The 21525-nt window shown below is 60.1% G+C and carries 18 protein-coding genes and 1 pseudogene; 12 read left to right on the forward strand and 7 right to left on the reverse strand.

All coding sequences use genetic code 11. The features are described 5' to 3' along the window. Window positions 1–114: 114 nt before the first annotated feature. The 5 genes from BSY16_RS20130 to BSY16_RS20150 are packed head-to-tail and all read right to left on the reverse strand — an operon-like array spanning window position 115 to window position 10603. The gene (locus tag BSY16_RS20130) at window positions 115–2052 is read right to left on the reverse strand and encodes a YehQ family protein (protein WP_069061692.1); all 1938 of its coding nucleotides are present in this window, start codon (window positions 2050–2052) and stop codon (window positions 115–117) included. A gap of 1 nt (window position 2053) precedes the next feature. Then, entirely contained in the window at window positions 2054–3196 is a 1143-nt protein-coding gene (locus BSY16_RS20135; RefSeq protein WP_069061693.1) for a VWA domain-containing protein, read from the reverse strand. Continuing rightward, window positions 3193–7173 (reverse strand): WGR and DUF4132 domain-containing protein, encoded by a 3981-nt coding sequence (locus tag BSY16_RS20140; RefSeq protein ID WP_069061694.1) that lies wholly within the window; start codon window positions 7171–7173, stop codon window positions 3193–3195. The genes BSY16_RS20135 and BSY16_RS20140 overlap by 4 nt, the downstream gene beginning before the upstream one ends. Window positions 7174–7209: 36 nt before the next feature. Further along, window positions 7210–9540, reverse strand: coding sequence for a DUF5682 family protein (locus BSY16_RS20145; RefSeq protein ID WP_069061695.1), 2331 nt, complete (start codon window positions 9538–9540; stop codon window positions 7210–7212). Then, a complete protein-coding gene (locus BSY16_RS20150; protein ID WP_069061696.1) occupies window positions 9512–10603 on the reverse strand; it encodes an ATP-binding protein in 1092 nt (363 codons plus the stop codon). Before BSY16_RS20150 ends, BSY16_RS20145 begins: the two co-directional genes overlap by 29 nt. Before the next feature lie 256 nt (window positions 10604–10859). On the opposite strand from BSY16_RS20150, the pseudogene BSY16_RS31470 reads away from it, so the two are divergent. Together BSY16_RS31470 and BSY16_RS33280 are read left to right on the forward strand one after the other, a co-directional pair. Then, window positions 10860–11099 (forward strand): annotated as a pseudogene (locus BSY16_RS31470) (transposase domain-containing protein); the annotation flags it as partial. Window positions 11100–11168: 69 nt separating this feature from the next. Continuing rightward, window positions 11169–11360 carry a hypothetical protein gene (locus tag BSY16_RS33280; RefSeq protein ID WP_150130074.1) on the forward strand — a complete coding sequence of 64 codons (192 nt, stop codon included), beginning with the start codon at window positions 11169–11171 and terminating at the stop codon, window positions 11358–11360. 104 nt (window positions 11361–11464) lie between these two features. Here the strand turns inward: BSY16_RS33280 and BSY16_RS31475 are convergent, their stop codons facing one another. Next, entirely contained in the window at window positions 11465–11887 is a 423-nt protein-coding gene (locus BSY16_RS31475; RefSeq protein ID WP_171902455.1) for a YcxB family protein, read from the reverse strand. 241 nt (window positions 11888–12128) lie between these two features. On the opposite strand from BSY16_RS31475, the gene BSY16_RS20165 reads away from it, so the two are divergent. From BSY16_RS20165 to BSY16_RS20195, 7 genes are all read left to right on the forward strand, one after another. Continuing rightward, window positions 12129–12593, forward strand: a complete 465-nt coding sequence (locus BSY16_RS20165; RefSeq protein WP_069061699.1) for a hypothetical protein — start codon at window positions 12129–12131, stop codon at window positions 12591–12593. Window positions 12594–12886: 293 nt separating this feature from the next. After that, window positions 12887–13330, forward strand: coding sequence for a DUF6389 family protein (locus BSY16_RS20170; protein WP_069061700.1), 444 nt, complete (start codon window positions 12887–12889; stop codon window positions 13328–13330). Between the two features lie 7 nt (window positions 13331–13337). Then, window positions 13338–14183, forward strand: coding sequence for an alpha/beta hydrolase (locus tag BSY16_RS20175; RefSeq protein WP_286157254.1), 846 nt, complete (start codon window positions 13338–13340; stop codon window positions 14181–14183). A gap of 196 nt (window positions 14184–14379) precedes the next feature. Then, window positions 14380–14823: a hypothetical protein gene (locus BSY16_RS20180; RefSeq protein ID WP_083243021.1), complete on the forward strand. Its 444-nt coding sequence runs from the start codon at window positions 14380–14382 to the stop codon at window positions 14821–14823. Between the two features lie 108 nt (window positions 14824–14931). After that, the gene (locus BSY16_RS20185) at window positions 14932–15432 is read left to right on the forward strand and encodes a hypothetical protein (protein WP_150130076.1); all 501 of its coding nucleotides are present in this window, start codon (window positions 14932–14934) and stop codon (window positions 15430–15432) included. Window positions 15433–15551: 119 nt separating this feature from the next. Next, a complete protein-coding gene (locus BSY16_RS20190) occupies window positions 15552–16370 on the forward strand; it encodes a hypothetical protein (RefSeq protein WP_069061703.1) in 819 nt (272 codons plus the stop codon). 257 nt (window positions 16371–16627) lie between these two features. Then, window positions 16628–17428, forward strand: coding sequence for a hypothetical protein (locus BSY16_RS20195; RefSeq protein ID WP_150130077.1), 801 nt, complete (start codon window positions 16628–16630; stop codon window positions 17426–17428). Between the two features lie 477 nt (window positions 17429–17905). Here the strand turns inward: BSY16_RS20195 and BSY16_RS20200 are convergent, their stop codons facing one another. After that, entirely contained in the window at window positions 17906–18397 is a 492-nt protein-coding gene (locus BSY16_RS20200; protein WP_069061705.1) for a DUF6985 domain-containing protein, read from the reverse strand. A gap of 333 nt (window positions 18398–18730) precedes the next feature. Between BSY16_RS20200 and BSY16_RS20205 the strand changes: the two genes are divergently transcribed. The 3 genes from BSY16_RS20205 to BSY16_RS20215 all read left to right on the forward strand — a co-directional run bounded on the left by BSY16_RS20205 (window position 18731) and on the right by BSY16_RS20215 (window position 21452). After that, window positions 18731–19504 carry an SMI1/KNR4 family protein gene (locus BSY16_RS20205; RefSeq protein WP_171902456.1) on the forward strand — a complete coding sequence of 258 codons (774 nt, stop codon included), beginning with the start codon at window positions 18731–18733 and terminating at the stop codon, window positions 19502–19504. 221 nt (window positions 19505–19725) lie between these two features. Then, entirely contained in the window at window positions 19726–20244 is a 519-nt protein-coding gene (locus BSY16_RS20210) for a hypothetical protein (protein ID WP_150130078.1), read from the forward strand. Then, on the forward strand, window positions 20241–21452 hold the full coding sequence (locus BSY16_RS20215) for a DUF1963 domain-containing protein (protein WP_171902457.1): 1212 nt from the start codon (window positions 20241–20243) through the stop codon (window positions 21450–21452). The genes BSY16_RS20210 and BSY16_RS20215 overlap by 4 nt, the downstream gene beginning before the upstream one ends. Window positions 21453–21525 lie beyond the last annotated feature (73 nt).

A 21525-nucleotide genomic window follows, 5' to 3' on the forward strand; every position in this document is an offset into this window, starting at 1 on the left:
ACATTGGTCGACTGAGCCTATCCAACGCCACGATGACGCGACCAAGGTGTCGACCTCGAAGAGAACCATGAGCCTGACCTGTGACGACCTATGCGAGCCAGTTGACAACCGCGATTAGACGACGCGATGGGACACGATCTTCGTTTCTCCGAGTTCCCTGAGTGCAAGCAGCCAGATGGCCACGTCGTAGAAGGCGTTTGGTTCAATCGCGATATCCGCATCGAACCAGACGTCGAGGCGGGCGGCGAGCGAGAGAAAGCCTGCAGTCTCGATCCTCCTCTTCAACGGCTTGCCGATCGCCTCTCGACTGGAGCGCGCCCTGCCTCCGGCATGGATCGCGCCGGACAGCAAACGTTCAGTCTCATCCAAAATGTCAGACAGGCGGCTGACGGACGGGGGCGTTGCCGTAGCCGCGGCCTTGTCGAGGGAATCGAGGTCCGGAACGATGAAACGATCAGCCGAGAGCGACCAAGGTTCGCAGATCAAAAAGCCACCCTGCATCCGCACCGGCCCGGCGACCCGATGGATAGCGCCCCAGCGGCCATCGAGTGCCGCGGCAAGAGTTGCGGTTGCGGCCGGCGCACCAGAATCGAATTCCCGTTCGAGATAAAGCGTGCCGCCATCATCAGTAAGTTCGACGGCGCCCTCCCATGACTGGGTGCCGGCCGACCAGGTCTGGCCAAGCACCGCCTCGATCTTGAACACATGCACGTCGTCGACGCGTTTGCGCGGCCGCACCAGCGAGATCGGCCGCTCGGTGAAGTCCCCGGCGATCGTCTCGACACGTCGTGCGGCAACCGGGGGCGGGAAGGAAAAATTGCCGTCGCGCGGCATCACCTGGGTCTTTCCGCCGGCGCCGCTGCCGAGCGCCAGAAGTCCGTCGGCCCGCCGGCGTGCGACGCTGGTGAGAATTTGTCCCCGTCCAACCGCCTGGACCGGCAGTCCTTGTCCGAACTGCCGGCGCAGCACCGAGGCATGGAACTCCGTTTCATTGGGTAAAGGAGAAAAAAGCTTTTCCATCAGCATGGTGGCGCCGGTATCGCTGTCGGCCAGAAGGACCGACGCGCGGATGTCCTGCCCCTCCTGGCGCAGCCGGGCGCCGAGCGAAACCAGGCGCGACTTTGCCATCGCGGTCTCGAACGGCTCGCCCATCCCGAGCGCCATGGCGGCATCGCTCGCCCTGGTACGGGCGATCAGTTCGACCGCAAGACGAAAGGCTGCATGCTCATCATGGCGCGCGCTACGTGCCTCATAGGCTTCGATCTGCTCGGTAAGCGCTTCGATGACGAGCAGCGCCTGGGAGGCGCCCAGAAGCTCCGCCTGCCTGCGGCTTCGTTCCAGCGGTTGCGCGTGCGCCGACATTCCGGCTGTTACGCCGGCGTCGAGCAGATGCCGAAGGAGATCGACGCAGGCGGCAGTCAATGATGCCTTGTCGACAGTCTCGGTCATGCCGCCATTCCCGCCGATCGTTACGTCGGAGGCACCATCCGCTGCGCGGAAAGCGCGGATGGCCAGGGCCGTGTGAACGCAGCCGCGTCCCTGGGCGCAGTCGCAGCGCGCATAGCCAAGATCGTTCGGCACGAGAAAGCGAACGCTCGCCATCGGCAGGCGCGCCGCCGGAACCTGCCCGTAGTCGAGCCTCACCGTATGGCGGGCCGAAAGCAGTCGGGTCAGTTCCGCCTTGGCGGAGGTGCCAAGCGCAGTCTCGAAGCTGTCGAGGTCGAGAGAGGCAGGGGTCCAGCTTTTCGTTTCTTCAGATACGGCATCCGTGCTTCCGGTCCCTGCCGCCCGATAGGTGATCGCCAACAGGATGCGATGGCGACAGACCCCGGACGAGGGGCAGGTGCAGCTTGCTTCGGCAAGTTCCTTGCCCGGCGGCAGACGCGTGAACGTCGCGTCGGCAAAGCGTGCCTCGATCGTCCCATCCTCAAGCTCCCTGATCTCCGGCCCGGCGCCAGCCGCCAGCTCCCGTTGCGCACGTTTGACGATGCCGGCATTGGAAAGCTGGGTCAGCCCGTCGTCGGTGAGGGCCAGAAGGTCGGACCTTGCCATGCTACCGCCCGATCTTTGCAGCCAGCCAGCCGGCCAGCTCGCCCGGCGTCATCGCCCCCACCTCCGCACCGGCTGCCACGAGTTTGCGCGCCATATCGCGGTCATAGGCCGGCTCGGCGGTGGAATCGAGCGCGGCAAGGCCGAGCACCAGCGTTCGTTGGGCGGTCAGTTCCGTGACGCGCTGGATCAGCATCGCCGGGCTCGCACCCTCGTAGAAATCCGAAATCAGCACGACGATCGCCTGTTCCGGCTGGCTGATCAGCTCGGCGGCATAACCGACCGCTTTTTGAATATCGGTCCCCCCGCCAAGCTGAACCTTCATGAGAAGTTCGCAGGGGTCGTCGACGTCATGGGTGAGATCGACGACATTGGTGTCGAAAGCGACCAGATGGGTCTTCACGCCCGGAAGCGCCCAGAGGCATGCGGCCGTGACCGCGGAATGAATGACCGAATCCAGCATTGAACCGCTCTGATCGACCAGAAGGATGATCTGCCACTGTTTCATGTGTCGCTGGTTGCGGGCGAAGAAGTGCAGCTTCTCGACGGTCAGGCGCCGAGTTTGCGGATCGTAGTGCTTCAGATTGTCCTTTACCACCCGGCGGAAATCGAGATCGCTGGCGATCTTGAAACGGCTGTGGCGCCGCCGGTCGACGACACCGGAAAAGGCCAGTGCCATTTCGCGCGACAGCCTCTCCATCAACTTTCGAACCACCTCCTGCACCAGCTTGCGCGCCATCACCAGAATGTCCGGCGACATCAGATGCTTGGTGCGCAGTACCGCCTTCAGCAGCGTCTCGTTCGGCTCGGCGCGCGAAAGTACGTCGGGATTGGTGATGATGTCGTCGATCGCATACTGCTCGATCGCGTCACGTTCAATCCGTTCGATGGTTTCCTTGGGGAAGAGCCGATGGATGTCGTTGATCCATTGCGGCGTCGTCAGGGCGGAATCGCCGCGCCCGCCCTGACGGCTGATATTGCGGGAACCGTCCTCGTCGTCGCGCCCGTAGAGCCAGTCAAGCGCCGCATCCATGGCGATGGCATCGGCCGATAGGGCGCATCCCGCCGACCGGCAGGCGCCGTCCGAAGCCTCGCCGAGGATGAGACGCCAGCGCGTCAGCGGATCGAGACCGGTCACCTGGCTCATTTGACGGCGGTCTCGGCCAGAAGCGCCAGGCCGCGCAGCATTTCGCTGGCCGTCACCGGATCGAGCTGGCCGAATTTCGGCCCCTCGCTCTGATTGCGGCCATAGGGTGGTTCGAACGTCAGCTTGCCGAGCGTCTGCTGCTTGTCCTCCCAATCGCCGCCGCCGGTGAAAATGCCTTCCCCGAAGTAGAACATGGCGTCTTTGGTCGAGCCGTCGAGGAAGCGGACGGGCCGCTCCAGCCACCAGATGCAGCCGCCGTCCTGGGGAGAGCCGAGCGCCCAGCCCCGCGAGGCCATGCCGCGCAGGCGGGGCGTTTCCACCTTCAGGCCATCGAAGCGCCCGATCTCGTTGGTGTTTTTCTCCGCCTCCGTCAGTTCGTAAATCTCGCGGCCGAGCTGTGGGAAGGGCTGCGAGATTTCGTAGTCACCGAACAGCGCGCCCCAGGCATCGAGCCCCCCGGCCGGCAGATGCAGCGGATGGATGAGGCCGATCACGCCGCTCGCCTCGGCGGAAAAGTCGAGGTCCAGCGTGTCGTCCTGTGCATCGGTGACCGAAAGATCATCCGACACCCGGAAAATGGTGCTTGGGGCCGTGCGGGGATCGAGATCGGCATAGACGCCCCAGACGAGACGCTGGGTGAGATGGCGGATCAACGGATGGCTGGCGAAGAAGACCCAGAACACCTGCGGCGTCACCCGGCGCGAATGCGAGAGCATGTTCTCCAGCCGGCTGATCTGGATGCTGGCGACGGCGCGTGCGTCCTTCTTCAGGGCCGACCAGCGCTTTGTCGCCTCGCCGGCCAGTTCCTGATCGTCGGACTTGTTCGGTTTCGGCAGATCCTTCAACCGCTTGCCGGTCTCGTCCTTGGCCCAGGGCTTCAGGAATTCGTCGAAGCCGACGCGGAATCGCCGTTCGCCGAACACCAGGTCCATTCCGCCGCGGTCATCGAGATCGAGATCCGGTGCTAGGCGGTCGGCCAGCTCTTCCGGGGTCAGTTCACGCGCCTCGGCCAGCTGCGCGATCTTTTCGCGCGCTTTTTCCTGAAGGCCCTTGAACTTCAGCTTTTCGGCAATACCGTTCAGGTTCATCAGCGCCACGTCCGTGCCGATGTCGGCCAGCACATCGAGACCGGTGACGGCGCGGGCATGGGCCGCTTCGCCCGGCCACTTGCGGATCAGGCGGGTGAGCTTGCGGGCGCATTCATCGTCGCCCAGCCAGCCGAGCCCGCGCAGCGCCCAGCCGTCCTTGGAGGGTGCGCCTTCCGCCAGCCATGCGGCGAACACGTCCCAGGCCAATGCGGCCAAGCTCTCGGCGGTGGTGGCTTCCTTGACGATGTCGATGCCGGCATAGATGCTCTCGGGTGTGCTGAATGACAGCATTTCGGCAATCGCCACCATGGCTTCGTCGGAAAGTGCGCCGCCCTGCTTCAGCACCGGCCGCGTCAGCGAGGCGGGCTTGAACCAGCCCGGCACTTTGGCGATGCGCGCCGGATAACGCTGCAGCGGATCGCGGTCGAGCACTTCCGCCACCGCGTCCGGCGCCTTGGGATCTTGACTTGCATAGGAGCGAGCGACCGCCTCGATCATCGCGCGGCCGTCCTCCCGGTCTTTCGCGAGCCAGCGCAGGGCATGTTCGGCGGCGTCGCGGGCCGGTCCCATGGCCCCCGTTGCTTCCGGAACGAGCCGGGTGACGGCGGTTTCGCGGTGACGGCGCAGCCACTGCATAGCGGGAAGGCGCGCCTTCTTGAGCTTCAGCAGTGCGCGGGCCGCGTGCGGCGCGATCTCGCCGGCATCGACATCCCTGGCTCGATCGAGCATGCCAGTCGGATCGCCCTCGATCTGTTTCAGGAGGCCCGGCAGGCCGCGTTCGCCGAAGCGGGCCATCATGCGCGGATAGACATCGTCGGTGAAATAGCCGGTGGCCACGCCGGGGCAACTCCAAAGCACCAACGCCAGTGAATCCGGCTGGCGGTCGATGCCGGCGAAGAGCTTGTTCCAGCCGCTCGAACTGATGGCATAGGAACGAGCCCGATAGATCTGCATGACGCGCTCGTACACAAAGCCGAGCACATTTTCCTGCTCGTCGCCGCGCTGGGGCAAGGGGCGGGAACGAGCCGGCACGCCATACCAATCGGGCAGGGGCGTGGCTTCGAATTCGGCGATCAGTGCGACCAGTTCATCAACGTCGGTTACGACCTTGGCTTGGGAAATCCGCCAACGGTTTTCCTCCCCCGGCGGTTCGTCGGGTTCGTAGCGGAACGGGGTAGCAAGCGGCTTGAGGGCAAGAACGACATCCTCGGTCTTTTTCGCCTTCTTGCGCCATGGCGGGTCGGTCAGTACTGGCGGAACGGCATCACTGGCAGCGATGGGGACATTTTGCGTTTCCAGCAAACGATCAAGATTGGCAAGAGCCTTGGCATTGCCGTGAAGCCATCGTCTCAGCGTCTCCTCGGGATATCGCTTTGTCATATCCATGACGCGGGCGCGGATAACCGGCTCGTTGCGACCGGCGGCCTGCGCGGAGACAAATTGTTGGAACATGTTGTCTGGACTTTCTTCGGTCGCCTCATCGAGCGCCGCCCGGATCCATTTTTCGTGCAGGAAGGGTATCAGCAGGCCAAGCGCTGAATTGTCGCCCGTGGCCAGCATGATGCGCGCCATCGCCCTGCGCTGGTCGTCATTGGCGTAGTGCAACAGCCATTCGAGCGTAGGCAGGGATGTCTCGCCGTGGTGACGGGCGGAAGCGACCACCGTCGCGGCTATGTCCTGAAGCGAAACGTCGAAATACGTGAAATACATGAAATAGGTGCGCTTTGTGCGCCAGCGGGCGACGGCGGACGGCGGCGCCTCGGCAATCAGGGGCACCATTTCCAGGATGGCGCCGACATCCTCGCCGGCAGATGCCGCAGCATTCAGCACGGCAAGCGGTTTCAGGTCGTGCTCGCCTGTACGGTCGTCGCCGAGGACGAAGGCGAAGTAGGCGCGGCGTTTATGATCCACCTGATCGTCGCAAGCCAGACTGAAGACATCGACAGCCTGTTGGTATTCTTCGTCCGATACTTTGACCAGAACGTTGCGCAGAGCGAGTGCGAGCGGTGAACTCCAGGCAGAATGTTCGTAGCCGTATCGCGGCCGGTTCGCCGTGCCGAGGAGCGGCAAAGCTGCTTGCGCCAACGCCGCCGCACCCGCTGTTTGCGCCAGCCAATGAAAGAAATAGGACAGGCAGAGCAGGCTGGCCGTACGGCGGTCTTCGTCGGAGCCGTCCATCGATACGGTCAAGCGTTGCGTCGCGGCCTCGATCTTGACGATCCAGTTGCGGGCCTCCTCCATGTCGATCGATGGGTCGCTTTTGCCGGCGAGCTTCGATTTCAGCCACCCGACCGCGCCCCCGCCGGGCATCTTCGGCCCCTCGCTTCCAAGCCGCTCCTGCAACCAGTCTACCGCTTCCTTTCCTTCCTCGACGGCCTTGGGAAGAAGCATCTGCAGCGTGCCGGCGAGCGCCTGCCAGGCCGCGGCGGCCTCATAGAGTACGCCATCCGGGTAGGTGCGCGTTGCCAGGGGCTTGCCAAGCAGCTTTCCCAGCTCGTTGGAAGGTTCGATAGCGACAGGCCCCTGCGCCGGCTCGGAATCCGGCGCGGCAGTCAGCGTTGGCGCAACGGTATCTTTCTCCAGGGTTGCGGCAAGCGGTTCGGCCGGGGTCGGCGCGGCAGCCTGCTGCACCGGTTGCCTGGTCTCCTCCTTTTTTGTCGCAGGCTCGGGCGTGGCGGATGGCGCGCCGGCGGGCACATAGCCCTTTCCGGTCTTCTCCTTGACCAGCCTGTTCTTCTCCTTAGTCGCGGCGTCGGCGCTGTCGAATTGCTTTTCCTTGGTCTGACCCTGGGTGCCGATACGTCCGTATGTGACCGTCAGGGTCGTTCCATCGACCGAGGCCTCCCAGAATTTCGATGACGTGCCTTCGATAAGTTCGTAGCGTTCCATCTCTATCTCCTCATCTTTGGATCAGACAGACCCTAATCAAATCAATCCGTCACGGGAAAGCCGTTGCGCCACTGTTGCTTCCAGCGCCATGGCTGCAGCCTGGTCGGCGATGTCGGTACGCTGCCGCATCCATTGCAGCGCTTCGATCTGCGCTTGCGCGTCGCCGCGCCCCAGCGCCCGTAAGAGGATATGGGCTAATCTTTCCCGCTCGCGCGGGGGGAAAAAGGCAAAGGCCCGCCGCAACGCTGGCAGCGCCACCAGAAACTCTTCGTCGCTCCAGGCATCGACCACTTGCCCCACGGCATCGGTGACCGGCAGGTCGACGGCAATTTCCTCGCGCGACAGCGCAAAAAGTCCGGCCAGGAAATCGCCGAGCTGGCTCGGCCGGCTGAAATGGTCCACGCGGGAGACGATGCCGCATCCATCGTTGCGGCCGCAGGCGATCAGCGTGCCGAGCGCTGCACCGGCAAGGGCCGGTACGGTATCGCGATCGTTCAAGCATCTGCTGAGCGCCACCACCAGCGCCGCACGGTCGATGTCGAGATCCGGGCAATCGCGGATCATGTCACGGCAGGCGGCGAGCGCATTGATGGTGCGTCGACCCTCGTCCTCGTTTCGTATGGATTCGATCAGCCACAGAACCCGTGCGAAGATGCGTTCGCACAACTGGCCGAGGCCCTGGCGCGCCTGTTCGCCGAAAATGTGGCCGAAGCGATGAAGCCGCACCGCCTGCAGTCCGGCGCTGCCGATCTCGCCGATCTCATGCGAGCGGGCAACGCCGGCGGCGATTTGTCGGGCCAGATCGCTTTCGAGACCGAGCAGTCCGGCAAACAGCGCATCGGAAAGGCACACGGACAGGATATTCAAATCGTCGCCGGCGCGCGCCACACGATCGGCCAACAGCCCGGCGGCCGCCATCGGCAAGGTACCGCCCCAGCGGGACGCCTCGATCAGCACCCCTTCGGCATCGCGGTGGCGGATCAACCGGAAGATATCGCGCGGCGCCCTGGTTTCCGCCGTTAGGGAACCTGCCAGACGCTCCAGCCCGGGCAGGCGCAACAGCCGCAACGCATGAAGCATCTGGCTCCGCATGCGATCGCGTGGCTCGTTCCAGTCCAGTTCCAGCCGCTTGGCGACGGGGCCGGGCGTCATATCCGCCTCGAACAAGCGGGTATCGACATCATCGAGGAGTGGCGGTCGGCGCGTGCCGGGCGCAATCTTTCCGCGACGGTTTCCTGTCATCGCCTTCAGCATGGCGACAAGAGCCGGGTGCGTGCCAGGCTTCACGGAGCCGGCCTGCGCCCAGGCGGCCGGGGCTTCCAGCTCGTCCTTGACCAGTGTCGCAAGCGCTGCATCGAGAAGGTCGGCTCTGAGGATCGCAACATGGCCCCGAGCCCGCGCCAGCGCCAATGCATGGGTCTGCCAGGCGATGCGGTCGGCGGTGGACACCACTTGGCCCGCGTCGCGCAACCCTTGCGAAATTGCATTGGCGGCCCAGTCGGCGGCAGGAGCAAGCCCGCGTTCGCGCACCTGTTCATAATAGGCGGGCGAGGGCATTCCCGAGGCATAACCGGTGAAGCGATCGAGCCTTTGGTAGTCGTAGGGCAACACATAGCTGCCGACGCGCTCGTCCTCCCCCGGGATCGGCATCGCCGGTTTGTTGCCATCCATTTCCTGTGACATTCGGCGGATCGCTTGCGCATGCCAGCCGCCGCAGACCAGTACAACATCGGCGCTTTCGGTTTGATCGAGCGCCCAGGCCGCATGGGCCGCCATGAAGCGTTCGCGGGCGAGTTCAGCCGGGTCTTCTGCGCCTTCCGGGCGCAAGAGGTCGAAATAGCGATCGAGCCGCGCGCCAAGTTCGGCCTTCGGTGCCTGTTCTGCCAGAGCATCCCAGACGGCATCGAGCCCGTCTTCTCCCAGCGCCTTGCCGAGCGCCGCTTCCGCCGCATTGGCCCGCACCGTGTGCGGATCGGCATAGCGGTTGGCGCGGTCGCCGAAATCCGGATGCCAGGCGGGCAGGTCGCAGAACATCGGGGTTGCGCCGACCTTCCACGCGGCCTGTAACGCTTCCCACTCCGGGGAATAGCTGCAAAACGGCGAATAGGACGCGAACGTGCGCTCCGCCTTGGCGTGATAGCTGAAGATCGCCAGCGGCAGTATGTGCGGCAACCGCAGATCATCAATATGCGGATTAAAATCCGCGGGTCCTTCGATCAGCACGAAGGAGGGCCGCAATGTCTCGATCGTCTCCGCGACCATCCGGGCGCAGGCCGGCGAATGGTGGCGCACACCGAGAACGGTCAGTCTTTCGGTTTTGTCCCGCGCCTGCGCTGGCTTAGGACGTGAGAAGATGCCGAGCCTCATAGAGCGCCTTCCATGCTGCACCGGGCCGCTTCGACGCCTTCTGCTCCAGATAGCGTGCGAGCTTCTTCAAGTCTTCCGCATTGTCCTTGGCGGCGGTGCCAGCAAGGCACTCGACGATATCCTCGGGGCGTCCGCCGTCGCCGCGCAGATAATGGCCGCGAACGCCGATCGCGTGGGCGACGCTGACGGCTTCGGCCGTGCTCATGACCGAGCTCAGTTTTTCCATGCTGCCTTCGCTCGAAAGTCCCTCGCGCAATTCGCGGAAGCAGGTGACGAGGACCTCCAGTACCTCGTCGCTCGGCATTACCGGTACGCCGGAACGCGCCAGGAGCTTGGCGGCCTCGCGCTTGACGAGATCGAGTTCCTCGTCGGCATTGCGGATCGGGAAAACGGTCTCGAAATTGAACCGACGTTTCAGCGCCGCCGACATATCGTTGACGCCGCGATCGCGCGTGTTGGCGGTGGCAATGATGTTGAAGCCTTCCCGGGCAAAAACCATGCCGTCGTCTCCAGAGAGTTCCGGCACCGCCAGCACCCGGTCGGACAGCACGGAGAGCAGGCTATCCTGCACTTCAAGCGGGCAGCGGGTGATTTCTTCAAAGCGCACGATACGTCCGCTCGACATGCCCTGATGAAGCGGCGCGGGAACGAGCGCGCGGCGCGTTGGACCTTCGCTGACCAGAAGCGCGTAATTCCAGCCATATTTGATCTGGTCTTCGGTCAGCGATGCGCCGCCTTGGATGGTGAGTTTGGAATCCCCGCTGATTGCAGCGGCGAGCAGTTCGGAAAGAAAACTTTTTGCCGTACCGGGTTCCCCGATTAAGAGCAGGGCGCGCGAGGTGGCAAGGGTCACCATCGCACGTTCGACCAGCGAGGGAGAAGCGACCAGCTTGGCGGCCGCGCCCTTACCGCCAAGGATAAAGGATTTGACCGCCGTCAAAGACAGGAGCCAGCCGGGCGGTCGTGGGTCGCGGTCAGCACGTCTCAACGCTTCGAGTTCGTCAGCATAGGCAATTTCGGCTGGTGGGCGCTGGATGGTGGCAGGATCGTTTTTTTCGGTCATGAGGGCCTGTTGGTCGCATCTTAGAAACACAAATCTAGGACACTGCGCCGCTAAAGCCATAGGCGGCGCCTGCGACCATTGCGCGGTTTCTCTTCCGCAAGGCTGGCATCCCAAGATGACGTTGTTGTGTCGACGCGGAGGGGATAGGTCGATGCCCTGAACATGCGGGTGTCAATTCCAGATTTACCAGAGGTTGTGGGCCACCATGAATTCATAAATGGGCATTGAGTCTCTCAAGGAAAGAGCGCTACGCTGAGTAGCTTGCGGCAGAACGGCCTGGCTCTTCGCCGGTTCCGACCGCGGCGCCGACCGGGCGTCCGCCATGCGCTCCCTTATCATGACCGCACGGCTGAATGACATGGATCCCAAGGCCTGGCTCGCCGATGTCCTTGCCCGCATCGGGGACCTGCCTACGTCTCGCCTCCCGGAACTGCTCCCATGGGAATGGAAGCGCCACTGTCAGGCCGAAAACTCGTCTCATCAGCACGCTGCCTGAAGCCACATCCCTGCATCATAGCTCAGGCGAACATCGCGCGGGGCGTTCTCTGCCCGCGTGGCTGCTCGGATGCTTACGGTTATCAGCGCTATTTGGCACCCCGATCACGAGGACGGATCAAGCCGCTTCCACCACATCATCCGTGATCGTGTCGAGTTCATTAATGCGCAAGATGCACTCGATTTGGACGAACAGGCGATGAACGAGGCGGAAGTTGCCGCTGGTGATCTGGACGACCATGGCAGCCCTTGGCGCCTGTAAAGTCAACTCATCGAGGTTGAGTCCAAGCTGCCGCCAGCGTCGGGTTTGAACAATCCGAAGGCACGCAACACATTTTGCGACTGAAACTCGTGACGTAACAAGTTTTAGGATTCCTGCGGCGTTGCGGACGCCACCTTGGATCGCAGAAACTCCCGATCGGTTGGCGATATGGTTTGAACGGGCAGCGTCATGAACTGGCTTGGGGCAGTAAATATCATCCAGTAACCCGGTTTCTCCCAAATCTCGGTGACGCCGGACCACGGAATTTTCGCTGATCCCAATTCGGAGACAATCTCTAATCCTTCACCGAGAAACGTGAACTCGGCCTGATGGCTGGACATTCTGCGGAATTTTCCGACTGTGTTGCGATAATGTGCAATCCACACCGTGATAATCAGGCAAGGGGGAAGAAGAACTACGACGCTGATGACACCAATAAGCCATCCTTGTTCACCTCGCCAAAGCAACCAAATGAGGAAGGCAATCAACACGGCTTCTGCTGCCCACAATGCTTTCTGGCCAGTCATACCCCGCCGCCAAACGAAAGTCCTGACAGCACCGCGTACCATTTGTTCAGTGTAAGTGATTTTAGCAGTTCTTTTGTACACTAATCCCCGCTGTGCTCCGCCTTGTCGCAAAAATCCCGAGTCTTGGATCTGAGAGTACGCCGACTTTTGCGACGCATCAAATGTCAGGCAGATCGTCTACCCAGGGCGCTTCCTGAACTGGGCAGTGCATGGTAGTGCAAGCTCATAGGTGGAGAATGACATGAATTGGATCATCAGACCTTTTGAAGGTGCTTTCCCACTACGATTTGGGATGAGTTCCGAAGAAGCAGAAAATAAGATTGGCCCAAACGAACATTTTATCATCAGACCGAGTGGCAATCGTCAAGAATACAGGGGAGATAGATTTCCCGTTCTCACCTTTGATCCTGAAAATCAGCTGAAGGAGCTCATTTTCAGCAGCCATTGCGACCCCCTAATGCTGGATGACGTGTCACTATTCGCCATGAATCCGGAACGCATCCTGAAAAGAATAAATGAAATCGGAAAAGAGCTATTTAAAGACGATTACTCTGTTTACGCTCCTCAGATCGGTCTTGCCTTGGTGGGATTTGAGGGCAAGGACGGCGATGAGAAATCGGTTACGCTTTTCAAAAGGGGAGCTTTGGACAGCAGAATTCCCGATGCTACGCCATGGAGCTGGATACAATGGAACGCCGCTGAATAAGGCCAGCTTTGGGGACGCGGTCTCCATATCGCGCTTCCACTCCTTCCTGAGTAACCATTTTAAGGCTGCGGGCACGCCAGCGAATCTAAAGCTCGTTATCGTCAAAGGGCGATCCACCATTGCGTGAACTCCACCGCGTCAACGCCGTGGGGTACTCAGTGCGCCCACGACAACGCAGTGGATTTCACCGCAAAAGTCCATATCCTGCGACGGTGCAAAACTCGGTCGCAATCAAGCTTTAATCGGGATTTTGCGACATAGGACGTGAAGGACCGGAAATGAGACAAGCTGGGATGACAGCGGACGAATATAAGACTGCGCTTCAAAGCATCCTGTCGGCTCACGTCCAGCCAGCCCTGGCACGTCTCGCCATCATAAAGCAGTCCCTTCCGCAGAAAGCGCGACAGGTCATGGTGGGAGTTCATCCGGGACAAAGCGAGGAAGGTTTCTTCGATATTGTCGTCCACCTGGATGGGCCGGACCTTTATGTTCTTCAAAAGGCGATAGCGCCATACCGGTTCTTATTTGAAGTTAAGTACATCGACGGTCAAATGCAGCCCGATGTTCCCATGTTCGATCCGAATGAAGCCGCCTTCTCCGTAAACGATGCCATCGTGGATACCTGCACGGAGTGGGTTGAATGTCTTTGGCAACAGCTCGGCGGTGTCGGTCTTCCGGCCCTTGTTTTTGGAGAGGACGGTTATGGAACTGTGGGTAGTAAACCATTGCTCCCCTGAGACCCTGATGAAGCGGGTCTCGCAGCGCCGCAAAGGTCTGGGTGATATATCGAGCAAGATCCGGAATTTTCGCGATAAAAGCACGCGAGACAGGTTCATGCGTCTATTCAGTATAATTGTCGCTATCCTGGCCATTTTCTCTTTTCCAGCAGGAGCGAGCGCTCAAGCATCTCGGCAAAGCTTCACCGTGTCCACTCACAGCGGCGGGGTTCTGGTCGAGAGCTTCGGAAGTTGCGCGAACGCAATCTGCCCGGCCGTTCTGATCTTGAGCGGCAGCAGGGGCTTTGAAGCACCCGTTTATGACGAGATCGGCCAGACGTTCCGGGCGGCGGGCTTGAATGCCTATCTCGTTCATGTCCTGTCGGCGACCGACCTCGACGCCATCGCGAAAGCGGGCAGCGCGCGAGCGCGCATCGCCTATTATGCGCAGCGTTTGCCGGGCTGGATTTCCGCCGTTCAAGGTGTGGCCGCCCATTTTGACGAGCAATCGCGCCACGGCGGCAAGATCGGCGTTCTTGGAATCTCCCTCGGCGCGCAAATCGCCTCTGCGGCTTCGACCGGGCGAAGCGACATTGACGCCCTGGTGCTGGTCGATGGAGGTTTCCCGAACGGCTATTCGCAGCCTGTTCGCTCATTGCCGCCCCTGCATTTAATTTGGGGCAGCGCCGATCAGACTTTCCCCCTGTCGATTGGCCGGGAGTTTCAAAGGATGGCGCAGCAGCTTGGCGGAGCTGTTACCCTTGATGCTTACGAGGGTGGCGAGCACGACTTTTTCTTGAGATCTGGAACCCGGAACGCTGGTGCAGCTCACCGGAGCGCCGCCGATTTTCTGGCATCGTATTTGTTGCGATAATCCGGAATTTTTCTATGTTGCAAAAGTCGGGTTAACAGGTTGAGCTAAGCTCGGGATTTCTGCGACGGTCTATCTCAAACCCTTTGCGTCGGCGAGATCACTAAGACCAGTTGGAGAAGAAAGATCATGACCGAGGAATCTCGAGGTTCAGTATGGACAGGCCTATATCGAACTGGATGGCTCATTTGAGGGAGCGATGGACGATTGCTTCGTCGGCCAGAGCAATGGCCTGTGCGGGGCACAGACGCCAGCAATATTGTTTCTGATGACCGGCCTGCACACCGGCATTATTGGCATCACCATACGTCTGTTCGATGCCGATCCCGGTATCGATGAAAGCTGGGAGGAGATTGTGGAGGTCTCTTTTCAAGCACCCAAAGGGGAAATTACTTTGATGGAATGGGCGGCCGATCAAGGCGTGGGCATGGCCGTGCCAGCCGGGTCCTATCGGGCGCGGTACCAAGGCAGGGCGATGCAGACCGCCAATGAACTGGACACCAATGTCAATGACACCCCCGTTGATACCTATCGGCTGGACTTGTGGACCGCCCCGCTTGCCCCTGATCGTATCGTGAAGCAAACTTCAGCCGTCGCAGCTTACTGGCATGACTGGGCAAGTAAGCTCGTGGCTGCCGGATAACTTCCGGCGGCCTCCCATGTCGCGGAAATCCTAAAGCCTGTTACGTGACAGGAGTTAGTTGCTAAAGTCGTCGCAGGATTCGAGGTTCTTTTGAATGGGCAGCACGTATTGAGCAAGTTTGCATGGTCTGAACGGGCGAAAGACGCCGAGGAAGCACGAAGAGCTGTCAATACTTCTCCGCCAGCGCCCGAATTGGTCGAACGCTTTTACAATGCCATCAAAGCGGCTTACCCGCCAGGCTTCGGGGAGCATTATGATCGGCTGAAAAACGGCGACGCGCGCGGTGTGGAGATGGCCATCGAATTCCTCGAAGCCGACCCGTGGTTCTTTCGATCCGGCTATATCAAGGCGAACCTCGCAAGATTTCTAAAACACGTTACCTTATCGAACCAGCAGGTTCGCCGATTGGAGAAGGTCTTACTCAAAATCGTTGACGAAAGAAATACGCAAGAATTTCGCAATTATTGCCGTCTCGCCCGCATTGTTGCCACCCCAACGTTGATAGAAGCCCTGAAAAAACGCCTGACAGATGACAATATCCATCACCGGCTCAGAGCAACGTGGATGCTTTTCGCCATCGAACAAGATAACATTTCGCGAAACCCCTGACTTTTGATGCCAACCAATGGCGAGGATGGGTGATAGCGGCTCGTCTGCTTTTGGCTAGTTTGCCGGTCGGTATAGCCGCCGCGAGCTATGAGTGTGCGGATGCGAAGTGGAGGGTTTTCATGAGGGCTGTTGCCATCAGCGTCGCCATAATCCTGCTGATTGGGAGCGGTCTGGGTGCGACGGCTGAAAGGGAGCCGCTTATCGACTTCATTGTTGCGCAGGGGTGCGCAGTCGGTCCCGCGACCCGCGTACTCGCGAATGATGCGGGATACGGGGATGATGAGATTGATGCTCTCATCGCCCAGGCGGACGCCCTGGTGGGAACCATCCGCACAGGGGACTGGATCGTCCTGCCCTCCAGCGTCTGCCGTATCCGGCCGCCCCAGGTGCGCAGCGAAATCCGGATTGACGACACGGACGTGGAGGCACTGACCTCGCCAATCGATGCTTACGCCGAGTTCGGCGATCGCGGCTGCTTTCTCGACGGATCCGGGCTCATGGAGCGCACCCAGAAGACGAGGGGTTGGAATTTGGAGCGGGCGCACCTGGAATACGTTCGCTTCCTTGCCGAAAACCTGCGTACCGGCGACCTGGCATTCTACAAGAACGACCCACTAAGCACGCCGGCTGGCTTTCAGATCCTGACGGGCCCTTGTGCGGACGTGCCGGAGATCGACGCGATCCGGCACTCGCAAGCCCTGCGTGACCGGGAGTTCGACACACTGATCCGGGCGGACGCTCCCAACGTCGTTTGCGGACGGGACAGCAGCCCGAGCTACCTCTTCCCGGAAATTGTTCAAGAGCGAACCGGAGGCGAAAACACCAATGCCTGGTTGTCGGCTGAGGTGAGGTTCATCGCAATTGGCGCCGGTTGGTATATTGGAAGCGGTGCCACGCAGAAGGGGATACCGCGCCCGCCTCTCTGCCATTTCGAGTAATGTCTGCTTCTCCGAACGGAACCAGAGGCTTTGAATCGCCGTCATGGGTCGCGTCGGTGGATCGGAAACTTCGCAACCGATTTTTTGCGACAGAACGTCCCCTGAACTTTCAGCATCGCCGCGGCCACCCGTCAAGCATTTGAGGCGTCGCAATGCTCCACCGCGTAAGCCTGATCTTGTCGAGCGATCTTCCAATTCCACGCCGCCACATTTATATAGTGATCATATTACGCAAAGCCGTAAATAAGGGAACGTGCATGAGCAACTCGACTGCCAACCCCTATCAAAAGGCTTTCATAGGCGCGGCAGCTATTGCGTTTCTTTACACACTCTTGCTGGCGTTTGCCGCGACGCGCAGGGTCGAGAACGAGTTTGAAGCAGACAATTGGGGCTACGTGCTTGGGCTGTTTGTTTTCACAACACTGATCGGAACGCTGGCCGCAGGCTACTGGGCGCAAAAGTCATCAAAAGATCTGTCGTTCGTGCGTGTGGCGCTGCGGGGAGCCGCCATCGCGTTCTGCCTGCTACTTCTGCAAGGGATCGGCAAATTTGCCGAGCAGCGGGAGATGTTGGTGGCGAGGACCGAGGCAATCGCCCAATGGAAGCTCAAGCCGATGCCGGTGCAAGCAGCCTGGCCTGAAGGCTGGCGCGTGCAACCGGTTTCGTTCAACGATCAACTGTCGGGCTTTATGCAGGTAGCTGAAAGAGAAACTGCTAATACGGTTAGCTTCGCGTCGCTTGCCTGTGCGTATCGTTCGACACTCTCGGCCAACCGGCGATTTGACGAAGTGCTTAAAGGCACCGCGGATGGTTTCTTTGCCAAATTCAAGGCACAGGGCATTGAACTTGTCTCCGGCGTGACAGGCGACGGGGCGATAGGTCCGTATGCAGGGCGGCGGCTGGAATTCGACAACAAGGGCGGCGCGGTCGCCCTCCACGGAGAGATTGTGACCGCGGACGCGCCGGCCTGCCGCCTGCTCATAATCGTCTACCACGCGGGGGAACCATACGACGCGATGAAGGGGGTCATGGACAGATTCAAGGCGTCAGTCAAATAGCTCGCTTATCGGCTTTATCATAAGCGCTAATTTCCCAGCACCTTTTCGCGTCGAGGTCTCTGCCGAATGAAGTGTCCACTTAAAATAGGTGGACATCAATAGACGAAGAGCAGGACTGCGTGCGCGGTTGGTGGGACGTGACGGGCGACGCCGCTGTGATCCACATTGCTGATAGCGGCTGTCCCACTCGGATTTTTGTACGCGTCCAGTGGAGGCGAAAAGCTATATCCCAACATGCCCACAGCAGCGCAGCGCTGCTGGCCGAACGCGCCGCGTGGCTGTCAAAGCGTGGGCCAACGAGAACGCCGACAATATCAGCAAGCGGGCGGCGATCGGCCATGGCTGCGAACGTGCGTGTTTTCAAATCCTCGGCTACCGGACCAGCTATTCCACACAATCTGGCAAGTCATCGTGATCTGAATATGACCCGAGACGGGGTGACCGACCGTCTCCGTGCCGCGGCCCCCGATTCTTGCTTCAAATCGAAGACAAACGGGTTGTGTATTCCGGGTTCGAAGCCGCGTAGACCACGTCAATCAGGCTGGCGTCAGCATAGGCATTTCTGTTGGTGAGATGCCCGTCATAGCCGCCGACCTTGGTGAGCGTAGTGCCATTGCGCCAGACCAGCATGAGCCCGTGCTCTTCCTCCCAGCCGCAGTTTGCCTCCATCACCACATACCAGTTGTCATCGTCCTTCCGGCCTTTCTGCACATCGATCTCGCCGCCCGGCGTGACATATTTCCAGATATCCGCTGGCGTCTCTGGCACTCCCATCTCTTCGTCCAGCCAATCCTCGCCGCCAACGGCTTCGTGGTAATCCCTGTAATAAGCGAAGACGTGATGGGAATCGCTGATGCGGTCCGCCCTGGTCAGCGCGAGAAACGAGGCCAGTGCCGCGGCGGCGCCCTCGTTGCTTACCTCCTCAAGCACCTCGACTTCGGCATTGTCAAAATAGGGCACTTTGAGCATTGATCACTCCTTGGGCTGCGTCACTGCCGCCGAAATCCCGACGTTACCAGATTTTTATAGCTGATTTTTGCGGCGGCCAAAATTCCGGATTTCTGTAACACAGTTGCCTTTGTCGGTGGGCGCACGGCTGAGTAAAAACAGGCAGTACAAAAGACGATTGTTGCCTCAAAGGTGGGGCAGGTGCCACGTCAGCGATTGTCGTGGGAAAGACATGCGGTGGGCGGCAGAAGATGTTGCTGGGTTTGCCACCACAGGAATCTGTCAGGTACTATCAGCTTCGTGAATCGTTGGGGATTCCGCGATAGGTGACGAGCAATGTGGCATGGGGACGAAATGGCAAGTCATCGAGAGACCAGCTCACCCCAGCAGACCATCCAGTCTTCTCCTTCCTCTCCCTCTAAAGACGACACCGAGGAGCTGTTCCGCCACCTGTTGAACCAGCGCGAGGCTCGAGCCGATCTGACAGACCGCGAAAAGAATCTGCTGAGACAGCCCGTCACCTCTGTGAGCGTGGACAACATTTTCACCTGGCATCTGAGCCAGCACTCGATCATCGAGAACGAAACGGATCCCGAACTCATCAGGCGACGTATCTGGCAGAGACGTGTTGGCGTAAAAGAGTGTGGGCGACTGACCGAGGAGCAGATTACCGTGCAGGAAAAACGGCTGGGCGTTCGTCTGCCGGCTCTATGGCGTGATGTCTACAAGCATTTCAACGGCGGCTGGGTCGATACCCTGCGTTGGGGAGATATGGATAACCCCGGAATCGATGACATTGTGCCGGTCCCCCAGTCGAGCCATCAATATCTGGCGCTGGAGGACGTTGCACGTCTGCGCGATATCCTGCCTGTGGAATGGGAAGAGCTTGAATATGGCATTCTGGATTGCAGCGGCCTCGATTCACGACTGATCGCAATTGCTCTTGCGGGTAGCGAGGCGGTTCTGCTGGACTATCGGGAAAGTGACGAACCCCGCGTCTGTCTCGCGCATTTCGATAAGTACGATGATAATCCGCTGGCTGGTTGGGAAACGGATGAGTTCACCTTCTGGTGGCCGGACATGGAGGTATTCTTTCGCGGCCTTTACCAGCAAAGCCGGATCGTATGATGCCAGCATCGATGAGCTCAGAGCGTAGTATCGGCGTTGAAAACCGCAAGATCCTATGCTTGCCGCCTCGCGGATTGCGGGCGAAAAAATGCACCGCGGCTTGCAGTAATTTTCCGGCAACTACGGACGTGATCGATATAATCACTCTCCAGAGATTAAACGCCACAAGACGAGGCATCCATTTGAATCGCCGCACCCTACTCGCAATAGGAATGCTTGGGTTGACAGCGCCCTTAGCCGCTCGGGCAGCCACGTTTCAGATTCTCTATCAGGGCAATCTCCTGGCCGATTATTTCCAGATCTATCTGCGCGACGAGGCACATCCCGGTCTACCCGACGACTACAGCGACGAAGTGATCGCCCGCCGGCTTATGGTCGGGCCTTATGCGGTCATTCTCCATACGGCGCGCAATATGACCGTGCCGGTCCGCGTCGAATGGCACGACCAACGCCCCACCTTCGATCTCGACGCCTACCAGCACGTTGTCGAAGCTTGCTTCGATTGCCCCTCGGGTCAACTCGTGCTGGCTGGCATGACGGATTACGAACCCACTGCTCCGCGGCTTTCGGTGAAAGCAGGTCCGCTCGGCGTCCGCGCCAGCCTTTCCGGCCTCGATACCCTCAGCGAGGATGGTCTCGTAGGAGATGATCGCTACGTGGTGCAGCTTTGGCCCGGAACAGAACCGGAAGCCGTTCGCGTCCTGAAGGCATGGCCCGGCAGAGGAATGATAGAGCAATGAAAATGGGGATGGCCTTGGCCTTTGTGATGGCCTTCATGGAGGTGGCTATGGCGCAGCAGATCGGAGAATTCCATGTCCACAAACAGGGATCGTTACCTTTGCCAGCCGTCTCGTTGGAAACAGTGCCGCACGCGGAAGCGTCTATTCCGCTCGGCGCAAGCAAGATGGGTGGGGCCGCCGATCTGCCACACGGCATGCCCTGGCCAATGCGCCCGCCTTATGCAGATGCCCAGATCAAACTAGAACACTATCGCTCGCTGATTGGTGCGACGTTGTCAAAAGCCGGAATCGCACCTGACTGGATGGCGCCGGACGAGGGCAGACATTTCGTCGAGGAGCAAAGGCGTATCGAAAAGGAGGTAGTTGAGGGAACCCTGGCGTTGCTTCCGAAGGAACAGGCAGATGAGATGCGCCCGCTACTTGAATCCCAGACCACCTACACGCCGGAACGCGCCCGCGAAGAGGCGCGTGATCCCATTCTGCAGGCGCAGATGGTCGGAAAGAGCTTTCCCTTATCCTTCATCGCACAGCTCGACCTCGGTACACTCTCCGCTCAGCCCGGATTCGACCCCGACCTGCCGAATAATGGGCGGCTGATGCTATTCTATGACCTGCTGGAAACACCCCCTGGCTGGGAGCCGAGTTCGCGTGTCGGGTTCCGTCTGATCTGGGATGATACGCCGGCGGCGGATTTGATACGAGCGTCGGTTCCAGCTACGTTGAGCGAGGTTCAATACCGGGAGAAACTGGTTCTCAAACCTGCACTTATTGTTCCCCACAGCGTCGTAACGCCCATCTCGCCGAGCGTAAAAGCATGGGACGCAAATCTGCTCGATCAAGCATCATCGCAACAATTCGGTGAGGGACCTTATTGGTCCTATATGGCTTGGCTGTCGCGTTTCGGTTCGTCGGATGAACCCGGGCGCGCAAACCATCAACTGGGGGGCTGGCCGCAGCCACAGCAGAACGGAATGCAGGCACGCGCTCAACTCGCCTCGAATGGCGTTTCTGCCGGAACGGCCGACGCATATGACTCGTCAGAGGCCAAAGAGATTCTAAAGGGCGCGGCGGATTGGAAGCTCGTTTTGCAGGTGGGCGTTGATGAAGCGGTTGGTCTGCGTGGCGGAGCCTACTATGTCCTGATGCGCCGCGACGATCTTCTGGCACGTCGTTTCGATCAGGCCTGGGTCGTTCACCAATCGGATTGAATGCGACTTGCGCCCGCCGTTGTGCGGAAGCCCACTTCAACGGCTTCCAAACAGAGTGACGTTCGAAATGCCC

The organism is Sinorhizobium sp. RAC02, assembly GCF_001713395.1.
Taxonomy (GTDB): domain Bacteria; phylum Pseudomonadota; class Alphaproteobacteria; order Rhizobiales; family Rhizobiaceae; genus Shinella.

Bases quoted from the DNA above. Each gene is read 5' to 3' on its own strand.
- BSY16_RS20200 (WP_069061705.1), bottom strand. From the start codon at position 18,397: ATGCTCAAAGTGCCCTATTTTGACAATGCCGAAGTCGAGGTGCTTGAG.
- BSY16_RS20165 (WP_069061699.1), top strand. From the start codon at position 12,129: ATGAATTGGATCATCAGACCTTTTGAAGGTGCTTTCCCACTACGATTT.
- BSY16_RS20195 (WP_150130077.1), top strand. From the start codon at position 16,628: ATGAGCAACTCGACTGCCAACCCCTATCAAAAGGCTTTCATAGGCGCG.
- BSY16_RS20135 (WP_069061693.1), bottom strand. From the start codon at position 3,196: ATGAGCCAGGTGACCGGTCTCGATCCGCTGACGCGCTGGCGTCTCATC.
- BSY16_RS33280 (WP_150130074.1), top strand. From the start codon at position 11,169: ATGCTTACGGTTATCAGCGCTATTTGGCACCCCGATCACGAGGACGGA.
- BSY16_RS20140 (WP_069061694.1), bottom strand. From the start codon at position 7,173: ATGGAACGCTACGAACTTATCGAAGGCACGTCATCGAAATTCTGGGAG.
- BSY16_RS20190 (WP_069061703.1), top strand. From the start codon at position 15,552: ATGAGGGCTGTTGCCATCAGCGTCGCCATAATCCTGCTGATTGGGAGC.
- BSY16_RS20175 (WP_286157254.1), top strand. From the start codon at position 13,338: ATGAAGCGGGTCTCGCAGCGCCGCAAAGGTCTGGGTGATATATCGAGC.
- BSY16_RS20180 (WP_083243021.1), top strand. From the start codon at position 14,380: ATGGACGATTGCTTCGTCGGCCAGAGCAATGGCCTGTGCGGGGCACAG.
- BSY16_RS20150 (WP_069061696.1), bottom strand. From the start codon at position 10,603: ATGACCGAAAAAAACGATCCTGCCACCATCCAGCGCCCACCAGCCGAA.
- BSY16_RS20130 (WP_069061692.1), bottom strand. From the start codon at position 2,052: ATGGCAAGGTCCGACCTTCTGGCCCTCACCGACGACGGGCTGACCCAG.
- BSY16_RS20145 (WP_069061695.1), bottom strand. From the start codon at position 9,540: ATGAGGCTCGGCATCTTCTCACGTCCTAAGCCAGCGCAGGCGCGGGAC.
- BSY16_RS20205 (WP_171902456.1), top strand. From the start codon at position 18,731: ATGGCAAGTCATCGAGAGACCAGCTCACCCCAGCAGACCATCCAGTCT.
- BSY16_RS20215 (WP_171902457.1), top strand. From the start codon at position 20,241: ATGAAAATGGGGATGGCCTTGGCCTTTGTGATGGCCTTCATGGAGGTG.
- BSY16_RS31475 (WP_171902455.1), bottom strand. From the start codon at position 11,887: ATGACTGGCCAGAAAGCATTGTGGGCAGCAGAAGCCGTGTTGATTGCC.
- BSY16_RS20170 (WP_069061700.1), top strand. From the start codon at position 12,887: ATGACAGCGGACGAATATAAGACTGCGCTTCAAAGCATCCTGTCGGCT.